We start from the raw sequence: 24,410 nt of genomic DNA, 5'->3' as shown, positions 1-24,410 counted from the left end.
CGGAGCGATCCGCACGGTTCATTCATGTGAATACGAAAGGCTGACGCACATGGATATCGAGTTCGGGCTGGACACATTCGGCGACATCACCCGCGACGCGGACGGAACGCTGCTCACCGCAGCGCAGACGATCCGCAACATCGTGGCTCAGGCCGAGTTGGCAGACGCCGTCGGCGTCGACTTCTTCGGAGTGGGGGAGCACCACCGCACCGAGTTCGCCGTCTCTGCGCCGGAGATGGTGCTCGCAGCGATCGCCGCGCGCACGAAGAGCATTCGTCTCGGCACGGCGGTGACCGTGCTGTCATCGGATGACCCGGTGCGCGTGTTCGAGCGGTTCTCCACGTTGGACGCGCTTTCCGGCGGTCGCGCAGAGGTGGTGCTGGGCCGCGGATCGTTCACGGAGTCCTTCCCGTTGTTCGGATACGACCTGCGAGACTATGAGGCTCTTTTCGAGGAGAAGCTCGACCTCTTCGTGGAGCTGCTCAAGGAGCAGCCGGTGACCTGGTCCGGAACGATGCGCGCGTCTTTGGAGAACGCGGATGTCTTCCCAAAGACCGAGAACGGCCTTCGTGCGTGGGTCGGGGTCGGTGGCAGCCCGGAGTCGGTGGTGCGGGTCGCTCGTCACGGTCTCGGTCTGATGCTGGCCATCATCGGCGGGCCGGCCGTGCGCTTCAAGCCCTTCGTCGAGCTGTACCACCGCTCGGTCGCCGCATTCGGGACGACCTCGCATCCGATCTCCGTGCACTCACCCGGGCACATCGCCGCCACCGACGCGGAGGCGTGGGACGCCGCGTACTCCGGATTCGAGGCGATGAACAACACCATCGGGCGCGAACGCGGCTGGCCGCAGTACAGTCGAGCGCGGTTCCAGAATGACGTCGGCCCGGAAGGCGCGCTGTACGTCGGTTCGCCGGACCGGGTCGCGCAGAAGATCGCAGACACCGTCACGACGCTCGGCCTCGGCCGATTCGATCTGAAGTACGCGACCGGAACGCTCTCACACGACGCGATGATGCGCAGCATCGAGCTCTATGGCACCGAGGTGATCCCGCGAGTGCGCGCCATCCTCGACGCAAAGAACTGAGCCGTCACGGCGCAGCGCGTGGCCTCGGCGCACGTTTACGATGAGGAGCATGGCCAACACCGCCTTGCCGAGTCGTGCTTCGCTCGCCGAGCGTCTCGATGAGCTCCCGTTCACCCGCAGGCACGCCCGGCTTCTGACCGGTTCCGGCCTCGGGTGGGCCCTCGACGCCATGGATGTCGGGCTGATCTCGTTCATCCTCGCCGCGCTCGTCCAGCAGTGGGATCTCACCCGGACGGAAGCGGGGTGGATCGCTTCGGTCGGATTCGTTGGCATGGCGGTCGGCGCGACACTGGGCGGATTGCTCGCCGATCGTCTGGGGCGACGCCAGGTGTTCGCCATCACCCTTCTCGTCTACGGCATCGCAACGGGTGCCAGCGCGTTCGTCGGCGGCCTCGCCGCCCTGCTCGCGCTCCGGTTCTTGGTCGGCCTGGGACTGGGCGCCGAACTGCCGGTGGCCTCCACATACGTCAGCGAGTTCGCTCCAGCCAGGATCCGCGGGCGACTGATCGTGATCCTCGAGGCGTTCTGGGCGGTCGGGTGGACGGCGGCCGCCCTGATCGGCTACTTCGTCATCCCTGCATCCGCCGACGGCTGGCGCTGGGCATTCGCGCTCGGCGCGATCCCCGCGCTCTACGCGCTCGTCGTGCGCTGGGGGCTGCCCGAGTCGCCACGATGGTTGGCATCGCGCGGTCGCATCGCCGAAGCAGAACGCATCGTTGCTGCTTTCGAGGCGGATGCCGGCGTGGTCGCAGAACCCGCGATCCGCAAGGAGCCGCCGTCCCGTTCCATCGCGGTGACCGCACGTGCGCGCCTGCAGACCCTCTGGAACCCGGAGTTCAGCAGAAGGACGATCTGCCTCTGGCTCGTGTGGCTCACCGTCAACTTCGCGTACTACGGCGCGTTCATATGGATCCCCAGCATCCTCGTCGAGGCGGGATTCGATCTCGTGAGATCCTTCGGCTTCACGCTCATCATCACCCTCGCCCAGCTCCCCGGTTACGCGGTCGCGGCGTGGCTGATCGAGGTGTGGGGGAGACGCACCACCCTCTCCGTCTTCCTCGTGGGCTCAGCCGTCTCGGCGGTCTTCTTCGGCACCGCGACGACAGAGCCGGCGATCATCGCCTCCGGCATGGCACTGTCGTTCTTCAACCTGGGCGCCTGGGGCGCTCTCTACGCCGTGACTCCGGAGATCTACCCGACGTCGCTGCGCGCCACCGGTGCCGGCTGGGCCGCGGGTGTCGGTCGGATCGCGTCGATCGTGGCTCCGCTCGTGGTGCCGATCCTGCTGGTCGCGGGCGGCGCACCGCTGCTCTTCGCGGTCTTCGGCGCGTGCTTCCTCATCGCAGCAACCGCCGCCTGGGGCCTTGTCGATCGCAAGGGTGTCGCGCTCGACGACCGCTGATCCCGGTTCTGGGCGGTCGCTGCCGGGCATATTCTGGACGGGTGACTGACGTGCGTTTCGTGGCGATCGGCGACTCCTTCACCGAGGGCGTCGGCGACGTCCTACCCGATGGCCGGGAGCGAGGCTGGGCCGACCTCGCTGCACAAGGCTGGGCGAACGCCGCGGGACACTCGATCCAGTACGCGAACCTCGCCATCCGGGGCCGGCTCGCCTGGCCGATCGTCGAGCAGCAGCTCGAACCTGCGCTGGCTCTTCACCCCACTCACCTCTCATTCAACGGCGGCGGCAATGACATGCTGCGTCCGCGCACCGACGTCGAACATATCGCCGACGCGTTCAGCCGGGTCCTGCGCCGGTGCGACGAAGAGGGAGTCACCATGATCCTCCTGTCGGGGGCGAACCCCAGTGGTCAGCTCCCGATGGGCAACGTCGTGCAGCGACGCGGCGACCTGCTCTCCGAAGCCGTGCTGCGTCGCGTGGAGCATCGCCCCGATGTGATCCGCGCCCTCAACTGGCCGGATAACGAGTTGGCCCGCGCCCCGTACTGGTCCGAGGACCGTCTGCACATGAACGCCGCCGGGCACCACCGAGTGGCGGCACGCGTGCTGCACGCGCTCGGATTCGAGCCACCGGAGACGTGGTGGGCACCGCCGGAGCGCACAACCACCGGTCGCTCCGGGCTCGCCTACTACCGTGAGCACGTGGGGCCGTGGGTCAAGCGTCGCGTGACCAGGACGTCGTCAGGCGATGGACGCGCGGCCAAGTACCCCACGTGGGTCGACCGAGTGCCGCAATGAACCAGGTGGCAGCCAGGTCATGACGGGCGACATCGAACTCGCGCGGATTTCCGAAGGATCGGTCACGCTGCACGACGCGCGGCGGAAGATGCAGCGCGTCGTAGAACTCGCAGAGTTCGAGATCGGGGTGTATCCCATCACGGAGGAGCAGCTCGCAGAGATCCTGGGGATATCGGCACGGAATCCACGCCATCCCGCGGGCGATGTCAGCTGGCTGCGCGCTGTACGAATCTGCAACGCCGTGTCCGATTGGGAAGGCCTGGATCCGGCCTACCGATTCGACGGCGAGGACGTCACCTGGGACGTGACCGCAGACGGTTATCGGCTTCCCACCGAAGCCGAGTGGGAGTTCGCATGCCGTGCCGGTTCGACCGGCCCCCACTACGCACCGCTCACGGATGCCGCGTGGACGAGCGCCGACGGTGTGAACACGCCGCAGCCCGTGGGTCTCAAGCTCCCCAATCTCAACGGCCTGTTCGACACGCTCGGCAACGTGTGGGAATGGTGCTGGGATCTGCTTGATCCCGCGCGATACGACGACTATCGCGTGTTCCGCGGCGGCGGCTTCGCCGACGACGCCTGGAGCGTGCGCGCATCGGTGCGCCGAGGAGGTGCTCCGCGCATGCATCACGAAGACGTCGGGTTGAGGCTCGCGCGCGGCGCCTTCGACACACCCGGTGAGGCACAGGGCTGGTCGGCGCGAGCCGACCGGGAGCGGGCGTTGATCGACGGGGCGCTCCCGTCCGGTTGGACGCCTCGCGGGCAGTGAGAGCGCGGGTCAGGGCCGCATCTGCTTGATCATGTAGCGGTTCGGATCTTCGGCGGGGGCGAATCCGTACTGGGCGTAAAGGCCATGGGCATCTGCTGTTGCCAGGAGCACCCGGGTGAGGCCGAGCGGCTGCAGATCCGCGATGACATTCTCGATGAGCATCTTTCCGATCCCGCTTCCGCGTGCCTCCTCCGCGACGAAGACATCACACAGCCACGCGAAGGTGACGGCATCCGTGACCACGCGCGCGTAGGCGACCTGTTCACCGGATGTGTTCCAGATCCCATAGTTACGGGACCCGTCGATGGCGGCATCCTGTACCTCACGCGCGCGGCCGGCGGCCCAATAGGACTGTTCGCTCAGCCAGGCGTGCACGCGCTCGCGATCGATACGGGAGGTGTCATTCGAGAAGGTGTAGGACGAAGGCATGATCCATCCTACGAACCCGGATCAACGGCGACGGACGCGTTCGGGGTCGAGTCCCATCCGGATGCGGGTACGCTTACGTTCGATCACGATGAAGACCACCCCGATGATCCACAGGGGGATCGGCGTCAGGAAAGCGATGCGGAACGCGTCGAGGGAGTAGGTCTCCGGGGTCCCTGCACCTTGCATGTCGAGGGCGAGTCCGATGAGGAAGATCGCGATGAGCGCAGCGATGAAGCCACCCGCGTTCGTGACACCGGTCGCGGTGCTGAGGCGATGAGACGGGTTGTGCGTTCGAGCGTGGTCGAAGGCGATCATCGATGCGGGTCCGCCGGTGGCGAGGGCGACAGCAAGTGCGTACAGGAGCCAGACGGGCGCTGGGCCAGGGAATGCGATGACGCTCACCCAGGCGACCAATTGCACGGCGACGGCGGGCAGCACGAGGGCGTACGAACGCTGGTTGGGGATGCGCCGGGACAGCTCGCCGATCACCGGACCGAGTGCCATACCGGCGATGACATAGACCGAGATGATTCCGGCCGCGTGCGCGGTGCTGAGGCCTTGGCCTGCAGTGAGGAAGGGCATTCCCCAGAGCAGCACGAACGCGGTTCCGGCGAACGGCGTGGTGAAATGCGACCAGAACGCGAGGCGTGTACCGGGGTGGGCCCAGGAGGCACGGATGCCGACTCCGGTGTCGATCGCGGAGGTGACGACGCGGATGACTCCGGTGTCGGTGTTGACGGACACGTCGGCACCGCGTTCCGGCGGGTGATTCCGGATGACCATCGCGACGAGGATCGAGAACAGCACACCGAGCCCGGCGATACTCCCGAACGTGATGGTCCAGCTCGTCGCGTGCAGGAACGCGGCGAGCGGGACGAGTGCCACCAGCTGACCCGCTTGACCGATGATCCCGGTGAACTGCACCATGAGCGGGGCGCGTTGGGCGGGAAACCAGGTCGCGACCAGCCGGAGAACGGCGGGGAAGATCGCCGCGTCACCAGCGCCGAGCAGGATGCGGGCAATGAGCGCGACACCGATGCTGGGCGAGAGCGCCATCGTCAGCTGACCGGCCGCCATGAGGAGCATGCCGATCGTCATGATCGGCCGAGATCCATAGCGGTCGAGCAGCACGCCCACCGGGATCTGCATGCCTCCGTAGACCGCGAGCTGGACGACGGCGAAGAGCGCGAGAGTGGCGGCGTCCGCCTGGAAACGATCCGCGGCGTCGACGCCGACCGCGCCGAGCGAGGTGCGATTCGTGATGGCGAGGACGTACGCGGCGACGCCGACGGACCAGATCAGCCACGCACGCCATCCCGGTCGCGCAGTGGGGGAGACGGGGATGGTGCGCACAAGTCAACGCTACTCCTGGCGCGGAGCCCTACGCGGGCGCTGCAGCCCGCGTTGCTGCGTGTGACTCGCGGTGCAGCTGCCATTCCCGCAGCGTGAGAGCGACGATGAAGAGATCGAACAGGGTCAGCACGACCATCGCCCACGTGAAGTGCACCAGGATCTCGTACACCTGATAGATGATGAAGACCACGAGAGCGACGATCATCCACGGGTACGCCCAGAGTTGCTGCTTCAGGAGTGCCCACACCAGCACCACCTTGATCACGCCATGGAGGATCAGATACACCGCGGCGAAGATCGTGGCGTCTGTCCCGAGGTTGTCGGCAAGGTGGTCGAACCACATTGCGAGCGGCGAGTGATCATGTCCGACGAGCAGGTGGGCAGTCAGCCATCCGAGCGACTGCCGGATCATTTCCGGGTTCACGAAGAACAACGCGAAACCGCCGACGAGTTCGGCGATTCCGACGATGCCCTTGAGCGCGATACTGACATCGAAAACTCGATCGAGCAGGGTGTGGTCCGGTGACTCGGGCATGCGGCGATCGTATCGAAAGGGCTATCTGCGCCGCGGGAACACCCGACCGTTGAAGTGCAGGTAGCGAGCGCTTCCCTGATCGTCGAAGTCGTAGATCGCCAGTGTCTGCGGGTCTTCTTGGGCAGATGTCGGCGGCAACAGAAAGTGGCTCGCACTGATCGGCAAGAGGTCGTAGGTGATCCGATCAGGCAAGCCCATCAGCTCTGCGTGCATCGGGTCCAGCCCCATCGTGAGGATCATTCCACCCCGGACAGCTCTGACCTCGAACTCTGTCCCCGCACGCTCATACAGCCCGACGTACGGTGCCGGGTCGAGAGCGAGCGTGGGATCGGGGTCAGGGAGCGGCGGAATCGCCGGGATACCGAGTTCGGTGAGAATCGTATCGAACAGTTCCTTGCACATCGATTCACGCTGTCCTCCGTTCGTCAGAATCACGATTGCGAGATCCTCGTCGGGAAGAATGCGCAGCCGGGCGTTCTGGCCGATCGTGCTGCCGTCGTGCGCGTACACCGTCTTCCCCGCCCAGTCGCTCACGATCAGGCCGAGTGCCCATTGCGGTCCGAACATGTACGGGTCAGGGACAGGAACGCGCGAGTGCATCATCTCGTGAACAGCCGCTTCCGTCACGATCCGAGTACCGTTCGGTGCGACGCCTGTGCGGAGGAAGACGTGCGCGAGCGCCAGAACTTCGGCAGCCGTGGAGGTCACGTTGCCACCAGGGCCATACGCACGCGGGAGGTGGTCGATCGGAGTCGACAGGGGAGCATCCGTCTCCGACAGGATGAGGTGTCCGGCTGCAGCGCGGTTCGGATCAACCTGATCGTGTCTGCTGTTCGTCCCGGTCAGGCCCATCGGCACGAAGAGCCGCGTTCTCATGATCTCGTCCCACCTGCGCCCATCGATCACCTCCATGATGCGCGCCAGGATCGCGTAGCCGAGAGCGGCGCTGTATCCGTGTGTGTGACCGACCGGACTGACCTGTGGCGCGTCGGCGATCTCAGCGATCATCCGCTCGTAGACGTCATCGCCCTCGCCGGGGTCACCGTACTCCTCCTCGATGCCACTCGTATGGTTGAGCAGTTGACGCGGTGTTGTGAACGCGCTCGCGTTCGGGTCGCTGACCCGAAAGTCCGGAAGATACGTCCTCACCGGCTGATCGAGATCGACCCTGAGTTCGTCGACGAACTGCATGAAAGCCAGCGCGGTCCACGTCTTCGTCAATGAGCCGCATTGGAAGATCGTGTCGGTGCGCACCGGGTCACCGGTGCGCACGTCCGTGATTCCGAAAGCGAGCTCTGTCAGGACGCTCCGATGCAGGATGCCGACGGAAGCGCCTGGCGTCCCATGGACTGCGAAGATCGAGGTGAGCCGGGCTCTCAGGTTCTCCGTGTTCACGTCTGGTCACTTGCCCAGGCCGACAGCGTTCGCCGCGTCGGCTTCGAAGAACTGAGTGATCGCGGCGTTGCCGACCTGCTCTTCGAAGAATGAGCGAGCCGCGTCCAGCGAATCATGCTCGAAGACATTGACCGCTTTCGCGCCGTCCTTCGAGGCGACCGCGAGCACCCATTTCCCGCTCGCCGGCAGTCTTCTGTGTGCCTTTTTGAGAGCGTTCCAGAACTGGTTCTCGTCGGTCAGATCTGAGATTGCCATGATGTGCATGTGAACTCCAGACGTTTCATTTGGCTGAAACGCTACGTATCGACCGACTCTGGGTCAACTCAATTCGTTCGATTCTGGCGTATCGTTGCGTTGGCCAATCGCTGAACGCAATCACGCGTTGCATTCGGCACGAGGGAAACGAACAGGAGGCGCCCATGACCTCGGGACGGCTCACACTGACCGATCGCCGTGAGATCGCGGCCGGGGTCAGCGAAGGCCTCAGCTTCGCCGAGATCGGCCGACGAGTGGGACGCCCCACGTCCACGATCAGTCGCGAAGTGGCTCGGAACGGACACAATCTGTACTCGGCCGAGAACGCGCATGACAGCGCGAAGCGCCGCCCGCGCGCACTGCATCCGCCTGAGTACCCTCACGAGCTCCACGACGAGCGGCGAACATTCGCCGAGGAATTCTCGAGCCTGCTGACCGCGACGGGCATGCCCCGCACGGCCGCACGTGTCTTCACGGTCGTGCTGACGTCTGATGCCGGGGCTCGCACCGCCGCCGAACTTGTCCGCGAACTGCGGGTGAGCCCTGCTGCAGTCTCGAGAGCGGTTCGATACCTCGAAGAGATGCGGCTGCTGACGAGGAGGCCGGACCGTGGACGCAGGGAGATCTACTCCATCGACGAAGATGTCTGGCTCCATGCACTTCAGAGCGATTCCACAGCCCACGCGCGCGTTGCCGCCGCCTCCGCCCGGGGAACAGCGGTGTTCGGCGGGCAGAGTTCAGCGGGGCGACGATTGCTGGCGATGAGCGATTTCTTCAGTGGGCTCACCGAGCAGATGCGCGGAGGCGATCTGACCGATACGGACACTCGAGACGCGAAGACGGTGCTCGCCGCCCTCATCCACACGGGAACGGCCCTCACATCCGAAGACATCGCGCTCGGAATGGGGTGGCCAGCGACACGCGCAGCCACTGCATTAGACCGGCTCGTGAGTCGCCCAGCGCTGGCGGATCCCTTCATCGTGCAACGCGTGGGTGAGAGCCACACGGCGGAGCTCCGTGTAGACCGGCTGTCTCCGCAGCAACAAGCCGCATTGCACTGCCCGCGCTCCCTCGGCGCTGGGAGCGAAGCTAGGGTGCATTCATGACCACCGCCGCAATGCATCATTCGATCAACTACGTCGAGATCACCGTCACCGACCTCGACGCCGCCAAGTCTTTCTACGCCCGCGCCTTCGGGTGGGAGTTCGTCGACTACGGCCCGGGGTACGCAGGCATCGCCTCGCGGGCGGGCGGAGTCGAAGTCGGTGGTCTTCTGGTCAGTGAAGAAGCGCGTCCGGTCGGAGGTCCCTTCGTGCTGCTCTACTCCGACGACCTCGACGGCTCGGCCCGCGCTGTCGTAGAGTCCGGGGGCACGATCACACAGGGGCCGTACGCGTTCCCGGGCGGACGACGCCTGCATTTCACAGACCCGAGCGGAAACGAACTCGGTGTGTGGGCGAGGGACTGACACGACAGCAAGCGAAAACGGAGCCCCGCGATTTGCGGGGCTCCGTTTCGTTCAGGCAGTGATCAACCGGCGCAGAGTTCGCCGACTGCAGCGGCCGATTCCTGGATCTCTGTCGCGACGGCGCCGAGCTCGGCGACCGCGGCCGTGTCCTGGTCGATGAGTACCTTCGAGAGGATGTCCGTCATGGACGAGAAGTCCTCGTGGAATGCGCTGACGGCGGCCTTGACCTCTGGATTCGAGATCGATTCGGCGGCAGCACCGACGGCCTCGGCGGCCTCGGTGTATGTCGCGATCGTTCCCTGCGGGTCGGCTGCCGCGGCCGCGACGTCCAGATCGTTCAGACCGGAGGTAGCCTTCTGCACCTGAGCGCCCGCCTCTGCACAGGCATCGGTCAACGACTGGTCGCTGCTCTGCTCCTGCGCGGGGGCGGAGTTCCCAGCGTTCGGAGTCGATTCGCCGGAGGACGACGGCGACCCAGAACATGCGGTGAGTCCGAGGACGGCGACGGTGGCGATGGTCAGCGCTGCGATACGACGATTCATTGATTCCCCCATAGTGCGTTTCAGCGTCTGCGCACGTGCACGCAAACGTCGCCCAGTAAACCACACGAAGATACCGGGACTGTCGTCGAGTCAGCTGTGCGCGGGATGTGTCGGAGGTCAGCGAAGTCGTCGGCCGAGAATCTCCAGCGCGGGGGAGGCGCCGATGTGCACGCCCGATTCAATCGGGTCCCACGCGAGCCGCGAATAGAGCCGTCGAGCCGGGAGCGCATCGGCGTAGCATCCCAGGATCGCCGTCTCGTAGGGCAGGTTCTCGAGTACCGCATCCATCAGCTGCTCAGCGGCACCCTCGCGCCGAAAATCGGGGGAGACCGCGAGCTCCGCGATCGAGAAGCAGGCCTCACCGAGCCATTCCTCCTGCTGCTCGTGACTGAGCACCTCCGTCAGGCGGTCCCGCCACCAGTCGCCTTCGGCCGCCCCTGTGCCGAGCACCAGCCCGATCACGTCGTCACCATGAGTAGCGATCAGAAATCGGAAGTCTGCGTGCGACAGGGCGTAGCGCTGTACGCGCTCGATGAACGAAGAGCGACTCGTCCCCGGATCCTCGCCGTACGGGGGTTCGGCGAAGACCGAGGCGTAAAGTTCGGCGCTTCTCTCGAGCTGCGTGTCCGTGGCATCCCACGCCGTGATTCGGATTTTGCTCACACGACCAGCATCTCAGGTGCGCGGGGGCTTCCGCCGGAACCATCGCCCACGGAAATCGTGACCGGCGTGCAGGTGCGGGGCTACAGTGGGCGCCATGCGAGCGCACGCGAGAGGTACCTGGAGCATCTGATGAATCCGGCTCCCTGGGTGCTGCACGTCGACATGGATCAGTTCATCGCCGCCGTCGAGGTGCTGCGCCACCCGGAACTCTCCGGCAAGCCCGTCATCGTCGGCGGCAACGGCGATCCGACGGAACGGGCCGTCGTTTCCACCGCCTCGTACGAAGCTCGTGCTTACGGGATCGGCTCGGGGATGCCGTTGAAGATCGCTGCCCGCAAGGCCCCGGATGACGCCGTGTTCCTCCCTGTCGATCACGAGGCTTATGAGGCGGCATCCGACGCAGTGATGATGACGCTGCGCGCTCGACCAGGAGTCGTGCTGGAGGTCATCGGCTGGGACGAGTGCTTTCTGGGCGTGAGCACCGATGACCCTGAGACCGTCGCGCGCGACGCCCAGGCCGCTGTCCTCGAGGCGACGCGTCTGCACTGTTCCGTGGGCATCGGCGACAACAAGATCCGCGCCAAGATCGCGACCGAGTTCGGCAAGCCGGGCGGGGTCTTCCGTCTGACGGAGAAGAACTGGTTCGAAGTGATGGGGGAGCGACCGACCCGCGACCTCTGGGGCGTCGGCTCCAGGGTGCAGACGCGGCTCGCGGATCTCGGCATCCATACCGTCCGTGAGCTCGCCGACGCTGAACGGGACGATCTGGTCGCCGAATTCGGACCGAAGATGGGCGTCTGGTATCACGGACTCGGCTCGGGAGACGGGCCGAGCGTCGTCGACGACACACCATGGGTCGCGCGCAGCCACAGCCGGGAAACGACGTTTCAGGCGAATCTGACAACGGCGCGAGAGATCGAGGAAGCCATCCGCGGGCTGGCGGAAGAGGCATTCGACGATTGCGCGGCAGAGGGACGAGCGGTCATCCGCGTTCATCTCAAGGTGCGCTACGCGCCGTTCGTCACCAAGACGACTGGACGCAAGCTCGCTGAGCCGACGACCAGTCGCGAAACCTTCATCGCTGCGGCACTGGCTCTCGGCGGCACACTCGACGAGGGACGCGAGGTGCGCCTGCTCGGTGTACGCGCCGAGATGGAGATGCCCGTTGACGGTGACGCTGCCGAGCGAACGCCGGTGCGCGGGAGGATCTGAGCGGTGATTTCACCCCGTGGGTGGTGTCCGGTCACCACGGAGTGCCGTGCAGGTCGACCTCGCCCTCAGGCCACTCCTGCAGGGACGAATGGACGGGATAGATCAGGATCGGGGAGTCGCGAGTGGTGATGATCTCATGGGGTTTCTGCCAGGAAACGCAGTGTTCGACGACCTGGATCCGGCGCCACCCGGTCGCTTCGTAGAAGGCGATGACCTCGTCCCGGCAACCGAGATATCCGAAGGAGACAAACGGGTTCGCGCGCATCGCGTCCTGGGCGTGTTCCATGGCTCGCGTGCCCAGCCCCGTCGCGCGCCGGGTGGCGTCCACGAGCACGCCACCGGTTCCGGCCACTGTCACGGTGGCGCTGCCCACGAAGATGGTGCGGATCTGGTGGCCGACGTGAGCCACCAACTCCGCGCCGTCGAAGACCATCGTGTGCACGTCGGCCGGCGCGTAGCCGTACGGTGCATCGGGTTCCCAGGGCCCGAACGCCGCGGCATACTCGCGGTCGAAAAGTGACCGTAACTCAGCCGTGTCGCCTGCCGAAAGCGAGTCGTGCGGGACGTTCCTGACGTGTTCAACCACGAGACGAGAGTCTACGAGCCCCGCACGGCAGCGGGCGACGATGACGGGTGCGGAGTCAAGACCTCCAACCGATTGCCGAATCCGTCGCGGGCATGGAACCGGATGTATCCCTCAAACGTTTCACGATCGGCCCAGGACAGGTCGAAGCCGCCTGCCTCGATCCGTTGCGCCATCGCTTCGAGCGCCGCGACGCTCTCGACCACGAGCGCGGGGTGCGCCTTCTTCGCCGGCATGAACGGGTCATCGACGCCGACGTGGATCTCGGCGTTCACGCCTCCATCATCAACGCTGCGAAACCAGCATCCTCCCCGTCCCGCGAGCGATGGCGGCTTGTCGACCTCGGTCAACCCGACAGCATCTCGATAGAAGCGACGTGTCGTCTCCTCGCCGCCGGGAGGCATGGACACCTGTACGTGATGTAATCTCACTTGATCTCCAGATTTATCTTGACGTCGAGATAAATCTAGCACCGGCCACGTTCATCCTTCGGGATCTTCGATCGCCGCGCTGACACTTCTGATACCGCTGCTGAGACAATGCGCGTATGTCGAAGGCACCCGATCCGAACACCCTCGAGACCGACCGACTCATCCTCCGACCACAGCGAGTGGGGGATGCGGCCGTCTTTCATCAGTTGTGGACCGAGCGGGATGCACGCGTGCCACCGCACCGACAGATCGGCCCGGACGGGCGGCCAACGGAGGCGGATATCGTGTCGCATATCCGCGAACAGCAGGGCGACTCGGGACTGGGCCTTCTCACCGTGGAGCGTAAGGGCGCGGCCGTCATCGGATACTGCGGGCTGGTCTTCAATGGCAACGGGGAGGCCGACGAACCCGAGTTGGCGTTCGAGTTGCTGCGCGACTTTCACAATCACGGGTACGCGACCGAGGCGGCGTGGGCCGTGATCTCGCGGTCGGCGGACTTCGGCTATCCGCGGCTATGGGCGACGGTATGGGACTGGAATGTCTCGTCGCGGCGGGTCCTCGAGAAGCTCGGGTTCCGCGACACCGGACGCGTGAATGCCGATTCCATGCACGGTCGCAGTCTGCTGACCGTACGGGACAGCTGACGCCATGATGTCTGAGATGTCGATCGGGCGCCATCTCGTTCGACGTAGTAGTGAGGGCGACATGACGTCGTCCCGGAATGAAAGGATCCGACCATGTCGCAGTACTTCCTGACCGTGCCTCACGACACGGCGACAGAACCGACCATGGCCTCGATGCAGGAGTTCGCCCCGGCAGAACTCGCAGCCGTCATGGCAGCCGTCGATGCATTCAACACCGAACTGAAGAATGCCGGCGCCCTTCTCTTCGCCGGCGGCCTCAACCCGCCGTCGACCGCGAAGACGGTCGACGTCTCATCGGGGGAGACCCGAGTGCTCGACGAGCCGTTCGTCGTGGCAGATTCTTACGTCGGGGGCTTCTGGGTGATCGAAGCGGCCGACGACGATGCCGCCATCGAGTGGACGATCAAGGCCGCAACCGCTCTGCAGGGCCGCATCGAGGTGCGCGCCCTGCAGGAGGCACCCACGGAGTAGCCCGCGAAACGAGGCGGCGTGCGATGTGCCGGCTCCATTCGTGTCACGTGCGGGGAGGGGAATACTGGGGTGATGGCACCCTTCCCACGAATCGTTGTTCCCCGCATCACGGGGACCAGCGTTCTCCTCCGCCCGTTTGAGGAGACGGATGTCGAGGCCGTGTTCGATGCGTCGGCGGACCCGGCGATCACAGCTGTCACCACGGTTCCTGACGTCGTCGATCCTGGTCTCGCCGCGGAATGGATCGCCAGGCAGCATGAACGCGCGAGCACCGGCCCCGGCTACTCGTTCGCAATCCAGTCCGATCACGAATGCGTGGGGCAGATCGGGCTCTGGCTGCGGGATCTGCATCACGGACGCGCAACGATCGGCTACTGGATCCGCCCAAGCCGTCGCCGTCGCGGGCACGCCTTCAGCGCGCTGCAGACCCTTTCAGAGTGGGCGTGGAGCATCCCCGAGCTTCATCGGCTGCAACTCCACGTTGAGCCGGCGAACGAGGCATCATGTCGGACGGCTGAGCGCGCCGGATTTGAACGCGAAGGGTTGCTCCGCTCCTGGCAGGCGATCGGCGATGAACGCCGCGACATGGTCGTGTACGGGCTCATCAGGCCGCAGTAGCTGAAGTCAGCGACCGATCCCCGGACCGGAACTTCCTCACCACCGCCCTCGGTTGCCGCTCGCCGCTGCCCGCGCCCGGATGAAGTCGCACGGCTACCGGTTGATGAGCCGCATAAAATGGCGGGCCTGAGCTTCAGTTGTGCCAGGCGGGTTGCGGCGGAAAGCGCTGTTGCCTGGGAGGAGCATCGCCAACCAGAAGGCTGCCCAGAGCGGTCGGTATGCACGCATCCGCTCCCGCTCTTCTTCTGACAAGCCGACAGCGGCGGTCAGCGCTTCGGCATCGAACACGCCATCGAGGCGAGCGGCAATGTGCTCGACGTGATCGGCCAGGTCGTATGCCGGATCTGTGAGGCCACCGTCTTCGAAATCAACAAGGCGGCATGTACGACCATCCCAGAGGATATTCGCGGGGTTCAGATCCGCGATCCCGAGTGCCACGAGCCGCGGGTCTGGGAGTACATCGGGTCGAGCCAGCCATTCACGCGCGGCTTCGATTCCGTCCGCCACCTGTAACGAATCCTGGCAGGGGGAGAGGTCGTAGGTGCTGCTCAGCCAGCCCGTGAGGGCATGAGGAAGCGACGACGGGCCGTAGCGGCGCTCTGTGATCCCCGCGGCCGCGATGTGCTCGACGGGAATGCTGTACAGGCGCTGCAACGCCCGCCCCAGAGACACTGTCTGCTCAGATGTCAGCGGCGTGTGGCCGAGGGGCTCTCCAGCCAGCCGTTCCATGATCACGACCGGATGGCCTTCGATAGTCTCTCGTCTCAGCGGTCGGGGAGTGATCCCGGGCGCGTGTTCCCAAATGAGGCGGAGGCAGTTCCACTCACGATCAGCTTCTCCGTCAGCCCAATGCAGAAATCTCTTCCGGACCTCGGTGTCGCTGAAGCGCAGATCGTGAGTCCGAGACGGCATGCCACACAGCCTATGGGGCTTGTAGGCGACTCTTTCAAAGAAGCGCCTGGCCGTCCGAGATAGTGTCGCGGTATGGAACTGGAAGAGATCTGGCCCCTGTTCGGGCTCGAGATCGCCACGCCGCGACTCGTGTTGCGACCCGTCCGAGACGACGACCTGCCGGAACTGGTGCAGGCCGCGCTCGACGGTGTGCATGATCCCGAACGCACGCCTTTCAGCATCCCGTGGACCGATGCTGCTCCCAGCGAGCTTCCGGGTAATCTCGCGTCTTTTCAGTGGAGCCTGCGCAACCGGGTCCATGCGCACAATTGGGCGATTGCGTTCGCTGTCCACTACGAAGGTCGCGTGGTGGGATCGCAGGACCTTTCCGCATACGACTTTGCGAATCGACGCACCGTGAACACCGGGTCGTGGCTCACCAAATCGGTGCATGGCCACGGCCTCGGGACCGAGATGCGTGCGGCGCTGCTGCTATTCGCCTTCGACACGCTCGGTGCGGAGTGGGCCGAATCAGGCGCCGCGAGTTGGAACGAAGCGTCCCTCAAAGTCTCGAAGAAGCTCGGCTACGAGCTGAATGGTGTGACACGCGTCTCTCCGCGCCCGGGGGAGTCGGTCGACGAGCAACGCGTGCGCCTTGAGAAGAAGTCTTTCGTCCGGCCCGATTGGTCGATTTCCATTCGCGGCGCAGCGCCGGCCCTTGCCCAGTTGGGAATCGACGGATAGTCCTGCCGCAACTGCACCGCTATCTGATCAGTCGAACGCGAACGGCATCCTCAGTGCACCTCTGAGCTGCAACGCGAACGGTTCCCGCTCCGAAGGGGGAGTGGCACCTCGGCTCCCGGTCGGGACCCGGCGGAATGGACGGTTCATCAGTTCGGCGACCACAAAGCTACGCTGCATCAGCGGAGATCGCTATGGTTGCTTGCATGGCGATCGTTTCGGTGTATCTCGACGGCTCTGGAGTGAGCCCTCGGCGCGCGCATCGCTGATCCCAGACACACGGCACACCCCAGAGCCTCAAGGTGAAGACCATCCGGTCTTCACCTTTCTTGCGTTCCACGCGAGCGGGGTCTGCTGGGAGTTCTCGCTCACAGATCGAGGGAGAATTCCATGACCACACCTGACCAAGTGCTCGACCGACTGAGCCGCACGACTGAGCAGATCTTCGGCCGTGAAGACCTGCTGGAACGGCTCTCCCTCGGGAGGCCGCTCCGGATCAAGTTCGGCGTCGATTGCACTGCGCCCGACCTGCATCTCGGCCACGCAGTGAATCTCTGGATGATGCGGTACCTGCAGGATCTCGGTCACGTCGTCGTCTTCCTTCTCGGCGACACCACGACCCGAGTCGGCGACCCCACCGGCCGCAGCAGCACCCGCCCCGTGCTCACCACGGACCAGATCGAACGAAATGCTCAGGCATTCCTCGATCAGGTGAGCCTCGTCCTGCGACAGGAGCCGGACGTGCTCGAGATCCGTCGCAACTCGGAGTGGTACGACTCCATGTCGATCAGCGACTTGATCGGCGAGCTGAGCCTTGTCACACACAGTCAGCTGATGGCCCGCGACATGTTCCAGAAGCGGCTCGAGGAGCGTCGTGAGATCGCGATGCACGAACTGGTCTACCCGGTGCTGCAGGGCTTCGACAGCGTGGCGCTGCAATCGGATCTGACGATCGTCGGCTCCGATCAGCTTTTCAACGAGAACATGGGGCGAGAGCTTCAGGTGAAGCACGGCCAGCGGCCGCAGACCGTCATCACAAGCACCATCACTCCGGGTCTCGATGGGGGCCCAAAGCAATCGAAGTCGTTGGGAAACTACGTCGGGCTCGCGCAGGTGGCGGACGACAAGTTCGGACGACTGATGACCTTGAACGACGATCTCATCGGCGTATGGGCGAAGGTTTACACCGAACTGCCGCTCGCCGCCGTACGCGAACTTGCGCAACGATCCGACCTCGGTGGCGTGGACGCTCGCAACGCCAAGCTGGACCTTGCGGAGGCGATCGTTGCGCGCCACCATTCCGTCTCGGAGGCTGAGCGAGCGCGGCGTACGTTTCTCGAGGTGTTCTCAGAGCGCGCGTTTCCCGACGGGATGCCGCAACTCGATGTGCTCCACCATGCGACCGTACTTCAGCTCGTGGAGGCTGCGCGTCCTGAGCTCACACGGTCAGCTGCCCGGAGGCTCATCGCCGATGGAGGCGTACGGATCAATGGTGTGAAGTGGCTCGATGGCGAAGAACTCGTGTCCGTGGGAGCGGAGGATGTGCTGCAGGCCGGGCGGCGGCGCTGGTTCAGGCTGGCTGTTCACGGTGGTTGATGCAGACCAGGAAAGGCAGAGGGCGGCTTCTCATCGCAACCGGGGGAGGAGTCGCTCGTGTTCTCTTCGCGTGCTCGTGGCTTTCCATCGCAGAGTCCGTCCAGCAACTGGAATCGAAATCACGCAGCCGTCGCCTTGCGAACGCCCTGCGGCACCGCCACAGATCATTTCTCCAACGAATGTGCTGAGGTCAGAATCGAGAGACGCCGTTTCGAACGACGGTTTCCGTCGCCGCCCATCCGATCCCGGAGCTACTTCCCCCGCGTGCGCCAACCGCAAGATCCACTCCGGAGGGGAGTCGCGCCATCCGGCGTACGCGCATCCAGGGCGGGTCGACAATCATCAAGCTGACATAATGTGCATTATCGGCTACAACCCGATATGGTGCGGCAGCCGCAACACGTCGCTGAACGCAACCTCAGGAGGCGCCGTAAAGGTGGTCGCGAAGAACGCTCATGGCTTCTGACGCGGTGCTCGCCCCAGGGACAGCTTCTCTGCCAGCGACGAAGATCACATCGTCATGATCCGCGTAGACAGACCATTCGGCCGAGAACACATCGTTACCGCCGTCGTGCCAGTAAAAGCGCCCAATGTCCGCGACGTCCTGAACGACGAGCCCATAGCCGTAGAAACTCGCGCCGGAAGGGTCTTCCGCGATGTGAGGATGCAGGAGCCGTTCCACGGATGATTTGGAAAGGAGCTTTCCATTGAAAATGGCCTGGAGGAAGCCGATGAAGTTCTCGGCGGTCGTGACCAGCCCACCGTTGCCGATAAGGTGCCACGATGCGTCATGACCTCCCCAGCTGGCGTCGACGACACTCTTTCCTTCCGTGGATCGAAGCGAGCGTCCGTCGTCATAGGACGACAAGTAACCGATGCTGTCCAGCCCTGCCGGCGCCAGTACCTCGTCGCGTAGGTATTGCTCGTACGATCGGCCGCTGCGCACTTCGATGATGGCAGCGAGTATCGAGTAACCGACGTTCGAATAGGCGTATTGCGTACCAGGAGTCCCGACGAGTGGAGATGCGAATGCTCGCTGGAGAAACTCGTCTCTGTTGATCTCCTCGGCGTCGTCACCGACGGATTCGGTGAAGCCGCCGGCATGAGTAAGAAGCTGCTCGACCGTGATCATCGCTTTGTCACTGGGTACCTCGTGAAAGATGTCCGAAAGCGTCTCGTCGAAGCGCACTCCGGACTGTTCGACAAGTTTCGAGACCGCCACCGCCGTCACCGTCTTGGTGATCGACCCGATGTCGACGAGAGACTTCTCGGGAGCCACGGCGTCATCTCGAAGCGCACCGAACTCTCGCACGACCGCGGGCGCTCCGTCGTGGGAAAAGGCCACGATCACGGGTGCCATCTCACGCTCGAGGACGTCGAAAGCCGCGGCGAGCCGGTCGTCCGTCGCCGAGGGCAGCGCCTCGTCAGGCTCGCGCTCGGCGCTACTGCAGCCGGCAATCGATAGCACCAGAACGACGCTGGAGATGGCACAGAGCAGTCGACGCACGTGTCGACGTTAGAAGAGAGCAGGCGGCGCCGCGACCTTTCAAAGGGAACCGAGAACATCCTGTGGGCGGGACCACAGGACCGATCCGGCCGGCTACTCCCCCGCCCGTGCCCACAACGCCATCCACACGGTCCCGGTTACGAGCCGACGTACTCCGCCAGATGCTCCCCCGTCAGCGTCGATCGATCCGCCACGAGCTCTGCCGGAGTCCCCTCGAAGACCACACGCCCGCCGTCGTGACCGGCCCCCGGTCCGATGTCGATGATCCAATCGGCGTGCGCCATGACAGCCTGGTGATGCTCGATGACGATCACGGTCTTGCCGGAGTCGACGAGGTGATCCAGCAAACCGAGGATCTTCTCCACATCGGCCAGGTGCAGACCGGTCGTGGGCTCGTCGAGCACGTATACATCACCCTTCTCCCCCATCTGGATCGCCAGCTTGATGCGCTGACGTTCTCCTCCGGACAGGGTCGAAAGCGGCTGACCGAGCGACAAGTAACCGAGCCCGACGTCCTCGAGCCGACCGAGAATCGCCGCGGCCGCTGGAATCTTCGCCTCCCCTTCCGAGAAGAACCCGCGGGCTTCTGACACCGACAGATCCAAGACCTCGGTGATGTCACGCCCCGCCAACTTGTACTCGAGCACGCCCGCCTGGAAGCGCTTGCCACCACAGTCCTCACACGGGGTCTCGATGGTGTCCATGAAGCCGAGCTCGGTGATGATGACGCCCGCGCCCTTGCAACTCGGGCATGCGCCCTCCGAGTTCGCGCTGAACAGTGCCGGCTTCACGCCGTTCGCCTTCGCGAAGGCCTTTCGGATCGGCTCGAGCAACCCCGTGTACGTAGCCGGGTTGCTGCGCCGCGAGCCCTTGATCGCGCCCTGGTCGATCGACACGACGCCCTCGCGCTTCGAGACGGAGCCGTGGATGAGCGAGCTCTTCCCTGAGCCCGCCACTCCGGTCACGACCGTCAGCACGCCCAGGGGGATGTCGACATCGACGTCCTGGAGATTGTTCGCCGTGGCGCCGCGCACCTCGATCGCACCGTCGCCGGTGCGGACCTCTGCCTTGATCGCAGCACGATCTTCCAGATGGTTGCCCGTGAGCGTGCCACTGGCCTTGAGACCGGCGACGTCGCCCTCGAAGCAGATCGTTCCGCCGCGGCTTCCGGCGCCGGGGCCGAGGTCGACGACGTGATCCCCGATCGCGATCGTCTCTGGCTTGTGCTCGACGACCAGCACGGTGTTGCCCTTGTCCCGCAACTTCAGCAGCAGCGAGTTCATCCGCTGGATGTCATGCGGGTGCAGCCCGATCGTCGGCTCGTCGAAGACGTAAGTGATGTCGGTCAGCGACGAACCCAGATGACGCAGCATCTTGATGCGCTGCGCCTCTCCCCCGGACAGAGTGCCTGACGGCCGGTCGAGACTGAGATATCCGAGTCCGAGAGTCACGAATGCGTCGAGGTTCGCGCTCAACGCCTGCAGCAGAGGCGCCGCCTCGGGAAGCTTCAGCCCACGCACCCACACGGCGAGATCGGTCACCTGCATCCGGCAGGCATCCGCGATGCTCACCCCGTCGATCTTCGACGATCGCGCTCCTTCAGTGAGCCGAGTCCCCTCGCATTCAGGGCAGACGGCAAACGTCGCGACGCGCTGCACGAAGGCGCGGATGTGGGGCTGCAACGCGTCGATGTCCTTCGAGAGCATCGATTTCGTGATCTTCGGGATCAGGCCCTCATAGGTCATGTTGATCCCGGAGATCTTGACCTTGGTGACCTCGCCGTAGAGGAACAGATGGCGCTGCTTCTCGGTGAAATCGGCGATCGGCTTGTCGGCGGGATAGAAGCCGGAGGCCGAGAACCCCTTCACCATCCAGCCGTCCGCTGTGTATCCGGGGACCATGATGGCGCCGTCGTCCAGCGACTTCGATTCGTCGACGATCTGTGCCAGATCAAGATCGGAGACCGCTCCCCTGCCCTCGCATCGCGGGCACATGCCGCCGAGATAGATGGCGTCCTTGACGATCTTCTTCTCGCCACCGGGCCCCGTCATCACACCGCTCGCTCTTTGCGTGGGGATGTTGAAGGAGAACGCCGTCGGTCCACCGATATACGGATGCCCGAGCTTGCTGAACAGGATGCGCAGCATCGCGTTCGCGTCGGTCACCGTGCCGACCGTCGAACGCGGGTTCGCGCCGAGACGCTCCTGATCGACGATGATCGCGGTCGTCAGCCCCTCCAGCACATCGACATCCGGACGCGGCACCGACGGCATGAACCCCTGGACGAAGGCGCTGTACGTCTCGTCGATCATCCGTCGCGACTCCGCGGCGATGGTGTCGAAGACGAGTGAGCTCTTCCCCGACCCTGATACCCCGGTGAACACGGTGAGCCGCCGCTTCGGGATATCGACGCTGATGTCCTTCAAGTTGTTCTCGCGCGCGCCCTGCACACGGATCAGGTCATGGGTATCGGCTGCATGGGCGGCAGAGCTCATCAGTGTCCTTCTGGTTCGAGAGTGAGAGGGGAAGGTCAGGCGGTCTGATTGATGCGGAGCAGGTTTCCCGCAGGATCGCGGAATGCGCAGTCACGGACACCATAAGGCTGTTCCATCGGCTCCTGAACGACGTCGGCGCCCTTCTCGACGAGGCGTTCGAACAGGGCATCCAGATCGTCACTTGCCAGCGTCAGCGCCGAGTAGCTCCCCTTGGCGATGAGCTCGAGAATCGTCTGACGCTCAGCGTCGGTGATTCCCGGGTCCGTTGCCGGTGGATGCAGGACGATCGATGTGTCGGGCTGCCCCTCGGGGCCGACGGTCAGCCAGCGCAGGCCGTCGTAACCGACGTCGTTGCGCACCTCGAACCCGAGGGCGTCGCGATAGAAAGCGAGCGCGGCCTCGGCATCGGTGTGCGGGAGGAATGCGTAATGGATGCTGATATTCATGGTGTTCACACTATGTTCGCGTCGGTGCGGGGCGCTTCTTGATTCCTGATCGGTCGGATGACCTGCTTCGCCTGGAACGTCGGGATCCCGTTCACGTTGGCGGCGCGTTCACGGTACACGCTGGGTGAGACACCGACCAGTTCGGTGAATCGGGTGCTGAAGGTGCCGAGCGATGAGCATCCGACCTCGAAGCACACGTCGGTGACGCTCAGATCGCCGCGTCGCAGCAACGCCATGGCCCGCTCGATACGTCTGGTCATGAGATAGGAGTATGGCGACTCGCCGTAGGCCTCACGGAACTTCCGACTCAGATGCCCCGCCGAGATATGCACGCCCCTCGCCAGAGCCTCCACGTCGAGCGGACGCGCGTAGTCCCGATCGATTCGATCACGCACCTTCCGCATGACCGCGAGTTCACGGAGTCGGGCATCGTCGACAGGTGTCACGAATCGATCCTGGCACGCACAGGCGTCTCCGCCTATGACGTCTTGCAACGCCCCGAGACGCCCACTCCCCTGTTCTTGGCCCTTTCGGCGCTACGCTGAGGCCAACCTCACAGGATGTTCTCAGAAAGGGCCCAAAATGTCCGAATCATTCACGGAAGCGCGGTCGGCTCTCAAGTCGATCCGCATCACGCTCGCGATCTCCGGTGCACTTGCACTGATCGCCGGCCTCGTGCTCCTGATCTGGCCGGTGAAGTCGGCGGTCATCATCACCGGGATCTTCGCTTCGTATCTGATCATCGCCGGACTCGTCTACGTCGGGATCGGCATCTTCTCCGGCAACAAGGGATGGGCGCGTATCGGGCACCTCGTGCTCGGACTGCTGTACATCGTCGCGGGCGTCATCGCCTTCACGAACCTCACCGCGGCCGCAGCGAGCCTGGCGATCATCGTCGTGATCTTCATCGGCATCAGCTGGATCGTGGACGGAGTCGTCTCCCTCACGCTGCTCGGTCAGGACGGCTCCCGCGTCTGGACGCTGCTCTACGCGCTTCTGAGCGTCGTGGCCGGCATCGCCGTCCTCACGCTCGGGTTCGCAGCCGTGCCGCTCTTCTGGCTGCTCCTTGCCGCTTCGCTGATCGCGCTCGGCATCGTGCAGATCGTTCGCGCGATCACCCTCGGCAAGGCGGCGTAACAGCCCCTGCGACGCGAATCGGCCCCGTTCTGCACAACAGCAGACCGGGGCCGATTCCGTTGCCGATCAGCTCGGCGCCGGTCGGTGGCGTTCAGTTCACTCAGCCGCGAATGCACTCACATCGCCGACGAGGCGCGTGTTGTCGGCCGGCACAGGATCGACGGCCGCCTGCGCGACCTCGGCCGCGAACTCGGAGACGTTGTAGAGCTTGCCGGCCGATTCGCGCCGCTCGGCGATGGCGCCAGGATTGGCGCGCTCGAGAAGCGTGGCCGTGATCGTGCCTTCGATCATGTCGCCGGAGACGACCGTGAAGCCGACGCCCTTCTCGGCGAGGCCAGGGATGAGCTCGCGCAGTGCGTCTTCTCCGGCACGCTTGGAGAGGGCGACCGGCTCGTATTCCGGCATGGTCGGCGTCGTCCGGATGAAATGAGCCTGGTGGCTGGTCACGAAGACCACACGGGCCCCATCACCCAGAAGCGGGAGCGCAGCGTTCAGCACGTTGAGCTGAGCGTCGCGATTGAGCGTCAGCGCGTAGTCCTCGGCCATGCCGGATTCCATGCCCCCGGACGCGTTGAGCACGAGGATGTCGAGACTCCCGAACTCCTCGCGTACCGCGTCGAACATGTCGGAGACGGATGCGGGATCGGTGAGGTCGGCGGCCACGGTGAGGACGCGCCGCCCGAGAGCGCGCAGTTCGACGGCGAGCTTCTCAGCGCGCGGCGCCTTGTTGCGGAAGTTGATGACGACATCGGCGCCCGCTTCCGCGAGATACCGGATGGTGTCGGCGCCGATCCCCCGGGATGATCCGGTGACAAGGGCGACCTTGCCGTCGAGGGAACCTGCGGGGAGAAGCTCGGTCACGGTGACTCCTTGTGATGCGTGAGACGCCGCGATCACGCGGCATCCTCACACTATCAATCCCCACTCCCGACACCCGATCCGAGCC

Annotated in this window: 28 protein-coding genes; 13 read left to right on the top strand and 15 right to left on the bottom strand. The window is 64.7% G+C overall.

Annotated elements, in window-relative coordinates:
* Nucleotides 1-49 precede the first annotated feature (49 nt).
* From MRBLWH12_RS04905 to MRBLWH12_RS04890, 4 genes are read left to right on the top strand one after another with little or no spacing between them, the layout of a single operon-like run.
* Nucleotides 50-1,084, top strand: a complete 1,035-nt coding sequence (locus MRBLWH12_RS04905) for an LLM class flavin-dependent oxidoreductase (protein WP_363546726.1) — start codon at nucleotides 50-52, stop codon at nucleotides 1,082-1,084.
* 49 nt (nucleotides 1,085-1,133) lie between these two features.
* Nucleotides 1,134-2,486, top strand: coding sequence for an MFS transporter (locus MRBLWH12_RS04900; RefSeq protein WP_341974814.1), 1,353 nt, complete (start codon nucleotides 1,134-1,136; stop codon nucleotides 2,484-2,486).
* A gap of 50 nt (nucleotides 2,487-2,536) precedes the next feature.
* Nucleotides 2,537-3,283, top strand: a complete 747-nt coding sequence (locus MRBLWH12_RS04895; RefSeq protein WP_341978424.1) for an SGNH/GDSL hydrolase family protein — start codon at nucleotides 2,537-2,539, stop codon at nucleotides 3,281-3,283.
* A gap of 19 nt (nucleotides 3,284-3,302) precedes the next feature.
* Nucleotides 3,303-4,052: a formylglycine-generating enzyme family protein gene (locus tag MRBLWH12_RS04890; RefSeq protein WP_363546722.1), complete on the top strand. Its 750-nt coding sequence runs from the start codon at nucleotides 3,303-3,305 to the stop codon at nucleotides 4,050-4,052.
* Between the two features lie 9 nt (nucleotides 4,053-4,061).
* Here MRBLWH12_RS04890 and MRBLWH12_RS04885 read toward each other — a convergent pair whose 3' ends face one another.
* The 5 genes from MRBLWH12_RS04885 to MRBLWH12_RS04865 are packed head-to-tail and all read right to left on the bottom strand — an operon-like array spanning nucleotide 4,062 to nucleotide 8,019.
* Nucleotides 4,062-4,481 carry a GNAT family N-acetyltransferase gene (locus MRBLWH12_RS04885; RefSeq protein WP_341974818.1) on the bottom strand — a complete coding sequence of 140 codons (420 nt, stop codon included), beginning with the start codon at nucleotides 4,479-4,481 and terminating at the stop codon, nucleotides 4,062-4,064.
* 21 nt (nucleotides 4,482-4,502) lie between these two features.
* Entirely contained in the window at nucleotides 4,503-5,834 is a 1,332-nt protein-coding gene (locus tag MRBLWH12_RS04880) for an MFS transporter (protein ID WP_363546719.1), read from the bottom strand.
* A 28-nt stretch (nucleotides 5,835-5,862) separates the two neighbouring features.
* Nucleotides 5,863-6,369, bottom strand: coding sequence for a DUF2127 domain-containing protein (locus MRBLWH12_RS04875; protein ID WP_363546716.1), 507 nt, complete (start codon nucleotides 6,367-6,369; stop codon nucleotides 5,863-5,865).
* A gap of 21 nt (nucleotides 6,370-6,390) precedes the next feature.
* Complete coding sequence (locus MRBLWH12_RS04870) at nucleotides 6,391-7,764, bottom strand: serine hydrolase domain-containing protein (RefSeq protein WP_363546713.1); 1,374 nt, start codon at nucleotides 7,762-7,764, stop codon at nucleotides 6,391-6,393.
* 6 nt (nucleotides 7,765-7,770) lie between these two features.
* Nucleotides 7,771-8,019, bottom strand: coding sequence for a hypothetical protein (locus MRBLWH12_RS04865; RefSeq protein ID WP_363546710.1), 249 nt, complete (start codon nucleotides 8,017-8,019; stop codon nucleotides 7,771-7,773).
* Nucleotides 8,020-8,183: 164 nt separating this feature from the next.
* On the opposite strand from MRBLWH12_RS04865, the gene MRBLWH12_RS04860 reads away from it, so the two are divergent.
* Nucleotides 8,184-9,125 (top strand): GbsR/MarR family transcriptional regulator, encoded by a 942-nt coding sequence (locus MRBLWH12_RS04860; protein ID WP_363546707.1) that lies wholly within the window; start codon nucleotides 8,184-8,186, stop codon nucleotides 9,123-9,125.
* Entirely contained in the window at nucleotides 9,122-9,487 is a 366-nt protein-coding gene (locus MRBLWH12_RS04855; RefSeq protein WP_363546704.1) for a VOC family protein, read from the top strand. Before MRBLWH12_RS04860 ends, MRBLWH12_RS04855 begins: the two co-directional genes overlap by 4 nt.
* A gap of 62 nt (nucleotides 9,488-9,549) precedes the next feature.
* Here MRBLWH12_RS04855 and MRBLWH12_RS04850 read toward each other — a convergent pair whose 3' ends face one another.
* The gene (locus MRBLWH12_RS04850; RefSeq protein WP_363546701.1) at nucleotides 9,550-10,029 is read right to left on the bottom strand and encodes a hypothetical protein; all 480 of its coding nucleotides are present in this window, start codon (nucleotides 10,027-10,029) and stop codon (nucleotides 9,550-9,552) included.
* Between the two features lie 117 nt (nucleotides 10,030-10,146).
* Nucleotides 10,147-10,692: a GNAT family N-acetyltransferase gene (locus tag MRBLWH12_RS04845; RefSeq protein ID WP_363546698.1), complete on the bottom strand. Its 546-nt coding sequence runs from the start codon at nucleotides 10,690-10,692 to the stop codon at nucleotides 10,147-10,149.
* 129 nt (nucleotides 10,693-10,821) lie between these two features.
* Between MRBLWH12_RS04845 and MRBLWH12_RS04840 the strand changes: the two genes are divergently transcribed.
* On the top strand, nucleotides 10,822-11,904 hold the full coding sequence (locus MRBLWH12_RS04840; protein ID WP_363546695.1) for a DNA polymerase IV: 1,083 nt from the start codon (nucleotides 10,822-10,824) through the stop codon (nucleotides 11,902-11,904).
* 31 nt (nucleotides 11,905-11,935) lie between these two features.
* Here the strand turns inward: MRBLWH12_RS04840 and MRBLWH12_RS04835 are convergent, their stop codons facing one another.
* The gene (locus tag MRBLWH12_RS04835; RefSeq protein WP_363546692.1) at nucleotides 11,936-12,490 is read right to left on the bottom strand and encodes a GNAT family N-acetyltransferase; all 555 of its coding nucleotides are present in this window, start codon (nucleotides 12,488-12,490) and stop codon (nucleotides 11,936-11,938) included.
* Between the two features lie 11 nt (nucleotides 12,491-12,501).
* A complete protein-coding gene (locus tag MRBLWH12_RS04830) occupies nucleotides 12,502-12,891 on the bottom strand; it encodes a VOC family protein (protein WP_363551305.1) in 390 nt (129 codons plus the stop codon).
* Nucleotides 12,892-13,034: 143 nt separating this feature from the next.
* Between MRBLWH12_RS04830 and MRBLWH12_RS04825 the strand changes: the two genes are divergently transcribed.
* From MRBLWH12_RS04825 to MRBLWH12_RS04815, 3 genes are all read left to right on the top strand, one after another.
* Nucleotides 13,035-13,562 (top strand): GNAT family N-acetyltransferase, encoded by a 528-nt coding sequence (locus MRBLWH12_RS04825; RefSeq protein ID WP_363546689.1) that lies wholly within the window; start codon nucleotides 13,035-13,037, stop codon nucleotides 13,560-13,562.
* A 93-nt stretch (nucleotides 13,563-13,655) separates the two neighbouring features.
* Nucleotides 13,656-14,033 (top strand): YciI family protein, encoded by a 378-nt coding sequence (locus MRBLWH12_RS04820; protein ID WP_363546686.1) that lies wholly within the window; start codon nucleotides 13,656-13,658, stop codon nucleotides 14,031-14,033.
* A gap of 72 nt (nucleotides 14,034-14,105) precedes the next feature.
* Entirely contained in the window at nucleotides 14,106-14,651 is a 546-nt protein-coding gene (locus MRBLWH12_RS04815) for a GNAT family N-acetyltransferase (RefSeq protein ID WP_363546683.1), read from the top strand.
* Between the two features lie 93 nt (nucleotides 14,652-14,744).
* Here the strand turns inward: MRBLWH12_RS04815 and MRBLWH12_RS04810 are convergent, their stop codons facing one another.
* On the bottom strand, nucleotides 14,745-15,563 hold the full coding sequence (locus MRBLWH12_RS04810; protein ID WP_363546680.1) for an aminoglycoside phosphotransferase family protein: 819 nt from the start codon (nucleotides 15,561-15,563) through the stop codon (nucleotides 14,745-14,747).
* A 72-nt stretch (nucleotides 15,564-15,635) separates the two neighbouring features.
* On the opposite strand from MRBLWH12_RS04810, the gene MRBLWH12_RS04805 reads away from it, so the two are divergent.
* Together MRBLWH12_RS04805 and tyrS are read left to right on the top strand one after the other, a co-directional pair.
* Nucleotides 15,636-16,286 carry a GNAT family N-acetyltransferase gene (locus MRBLWH12_RS04805; RefSeq protein ID WP_363546677.1) on the top strand — a complete coding sequence of 217 codons (651 nt, stop codon included), beginning with the start codon at nucleotides 15,636-15,638 and terminating at the stop codon, nucleotides 16,284-16,286.
* A gap of 387 nt (nucleotides 16,287-16,673) precedes the next feature.
* Complete coding sequence (gene tyrS / locus MRBLWH12_RS04800) at nucleotides 16,674-17,879, top strand: tyrosine--tRNA ligase (RefSeq protein ID WP_363546674.1); 1,206 nt, start codon at nucleotides 16,674-16,676, stop codon at nucleotides 17,877-17,879.
* Nucleotides 17,880-18,297: 418 nt separating this feature from the next.
* On the opposite strand, the gene MRBLWH12_RS04795 is transcribed toward tyrS, so the two are convergent.
* From MRBLWH12_RS04795 to MRBLWH12_RS04780, 4 genes are all read right to left on the bottom strand, one after another.
* A complete protein-coding gene (locus tag MRBLWH12_RS04795; RefSeq protein ID WP_363546671.1) occupies nucleotides 18,298-19,386 on the bottom strand; it encodes a serine hydrolase domain-containing protein in 1,089 nt (362 codons plus the stop codon).
* Nucleotides 19,387-19,523: 137 nt separating this feature from the next.
* Complete coding sequence (locus MRBLWH12_RS04790) at nucleotides 19,524-21,881, bottom strand: excinuclease ABC subunit UvrA (RefSeq protein ID WP_363546668.1); 2,358 nt, start codon at nucleotides 21,879-21,881, stop codon at nucleotides 19,524-19,526.
* Between the two features lie 35 nt (nucleotides 21,882-21,916).
* Entirely contained in the window at nucleotides 21,917-22,327 is a 411-nt protein-coding gene (locus MRBLWH12_RS04785) for a VOC family protein (protein WP_341974856.1), read from the bottom strand.
* Between the two features lie 5 nt (nucleotides 22,328-22,332).
* The gene (locus tag MRBLWH12_RS04780; protein ID WP_363551304.1) at nucleotides 22,333-22,731 is read right to left on the bottom strand and encodes a helix-turn-helix transcriptional regulator; all 399 of its coding nucleotides are present in this window, start codon (nucleotides 22,729-22,731) and stop codon (nucleotides 22,333-22,335) included.
* A gap of 178 nt (nucleotides 22,732-22,909) precedes the next feature.
* On the opposite strand from MRBLWH12_RS04780, the gene MRBLWH12_RS04775 reads away from it, so the two are divergent.
* Nucleotides 22,910-23,464 carry an HdeD family acid-resistance protein gene (locus MRBLWH12_RS04775; protein ID WP_363546664.1) on the top strand — a complete coding sequence of 185 codons (555 nt, stop codon included), beginning with the start codon at nucleotides 22,910-22,912 and terminating at the stop codon, nucleotides 23,462-23,464.
* A gap of 96 nt (nucleotides 23,465-23,560) precedes the next feature.
* Here the strand turns inward: MRBLWH12_RS04775 and MRBLWH12_RS04770 are convergent, their stop codons facing one another.
* Nucleotides 23,561-24,325, bottom strand: a complete 765-nt coding sequence (locus MRBLWH12_RS04770) for an SDR family oxidoreductase (RefSeq protein WP_341974859.1) — start codon at nucleotides 24,323-24,325, stop codon at nucleotides 23,561-23,563.
* Nucleotides 24,326-24,410 lie beyond the last annotated feature (85 nt).

It is taken from the genome of Microbacterium sp. LWH12-1.2, assembly GCF_040675825.1.
Taxonomy (GTDB): Bacteria; Actinomycetota; Actinomycetes; order Actinomycetales; family Microbacteriaceae; genus Microbacterium.
This window is presented reverse-complemented; position numbering and strand designations above follow the sequence as displayed.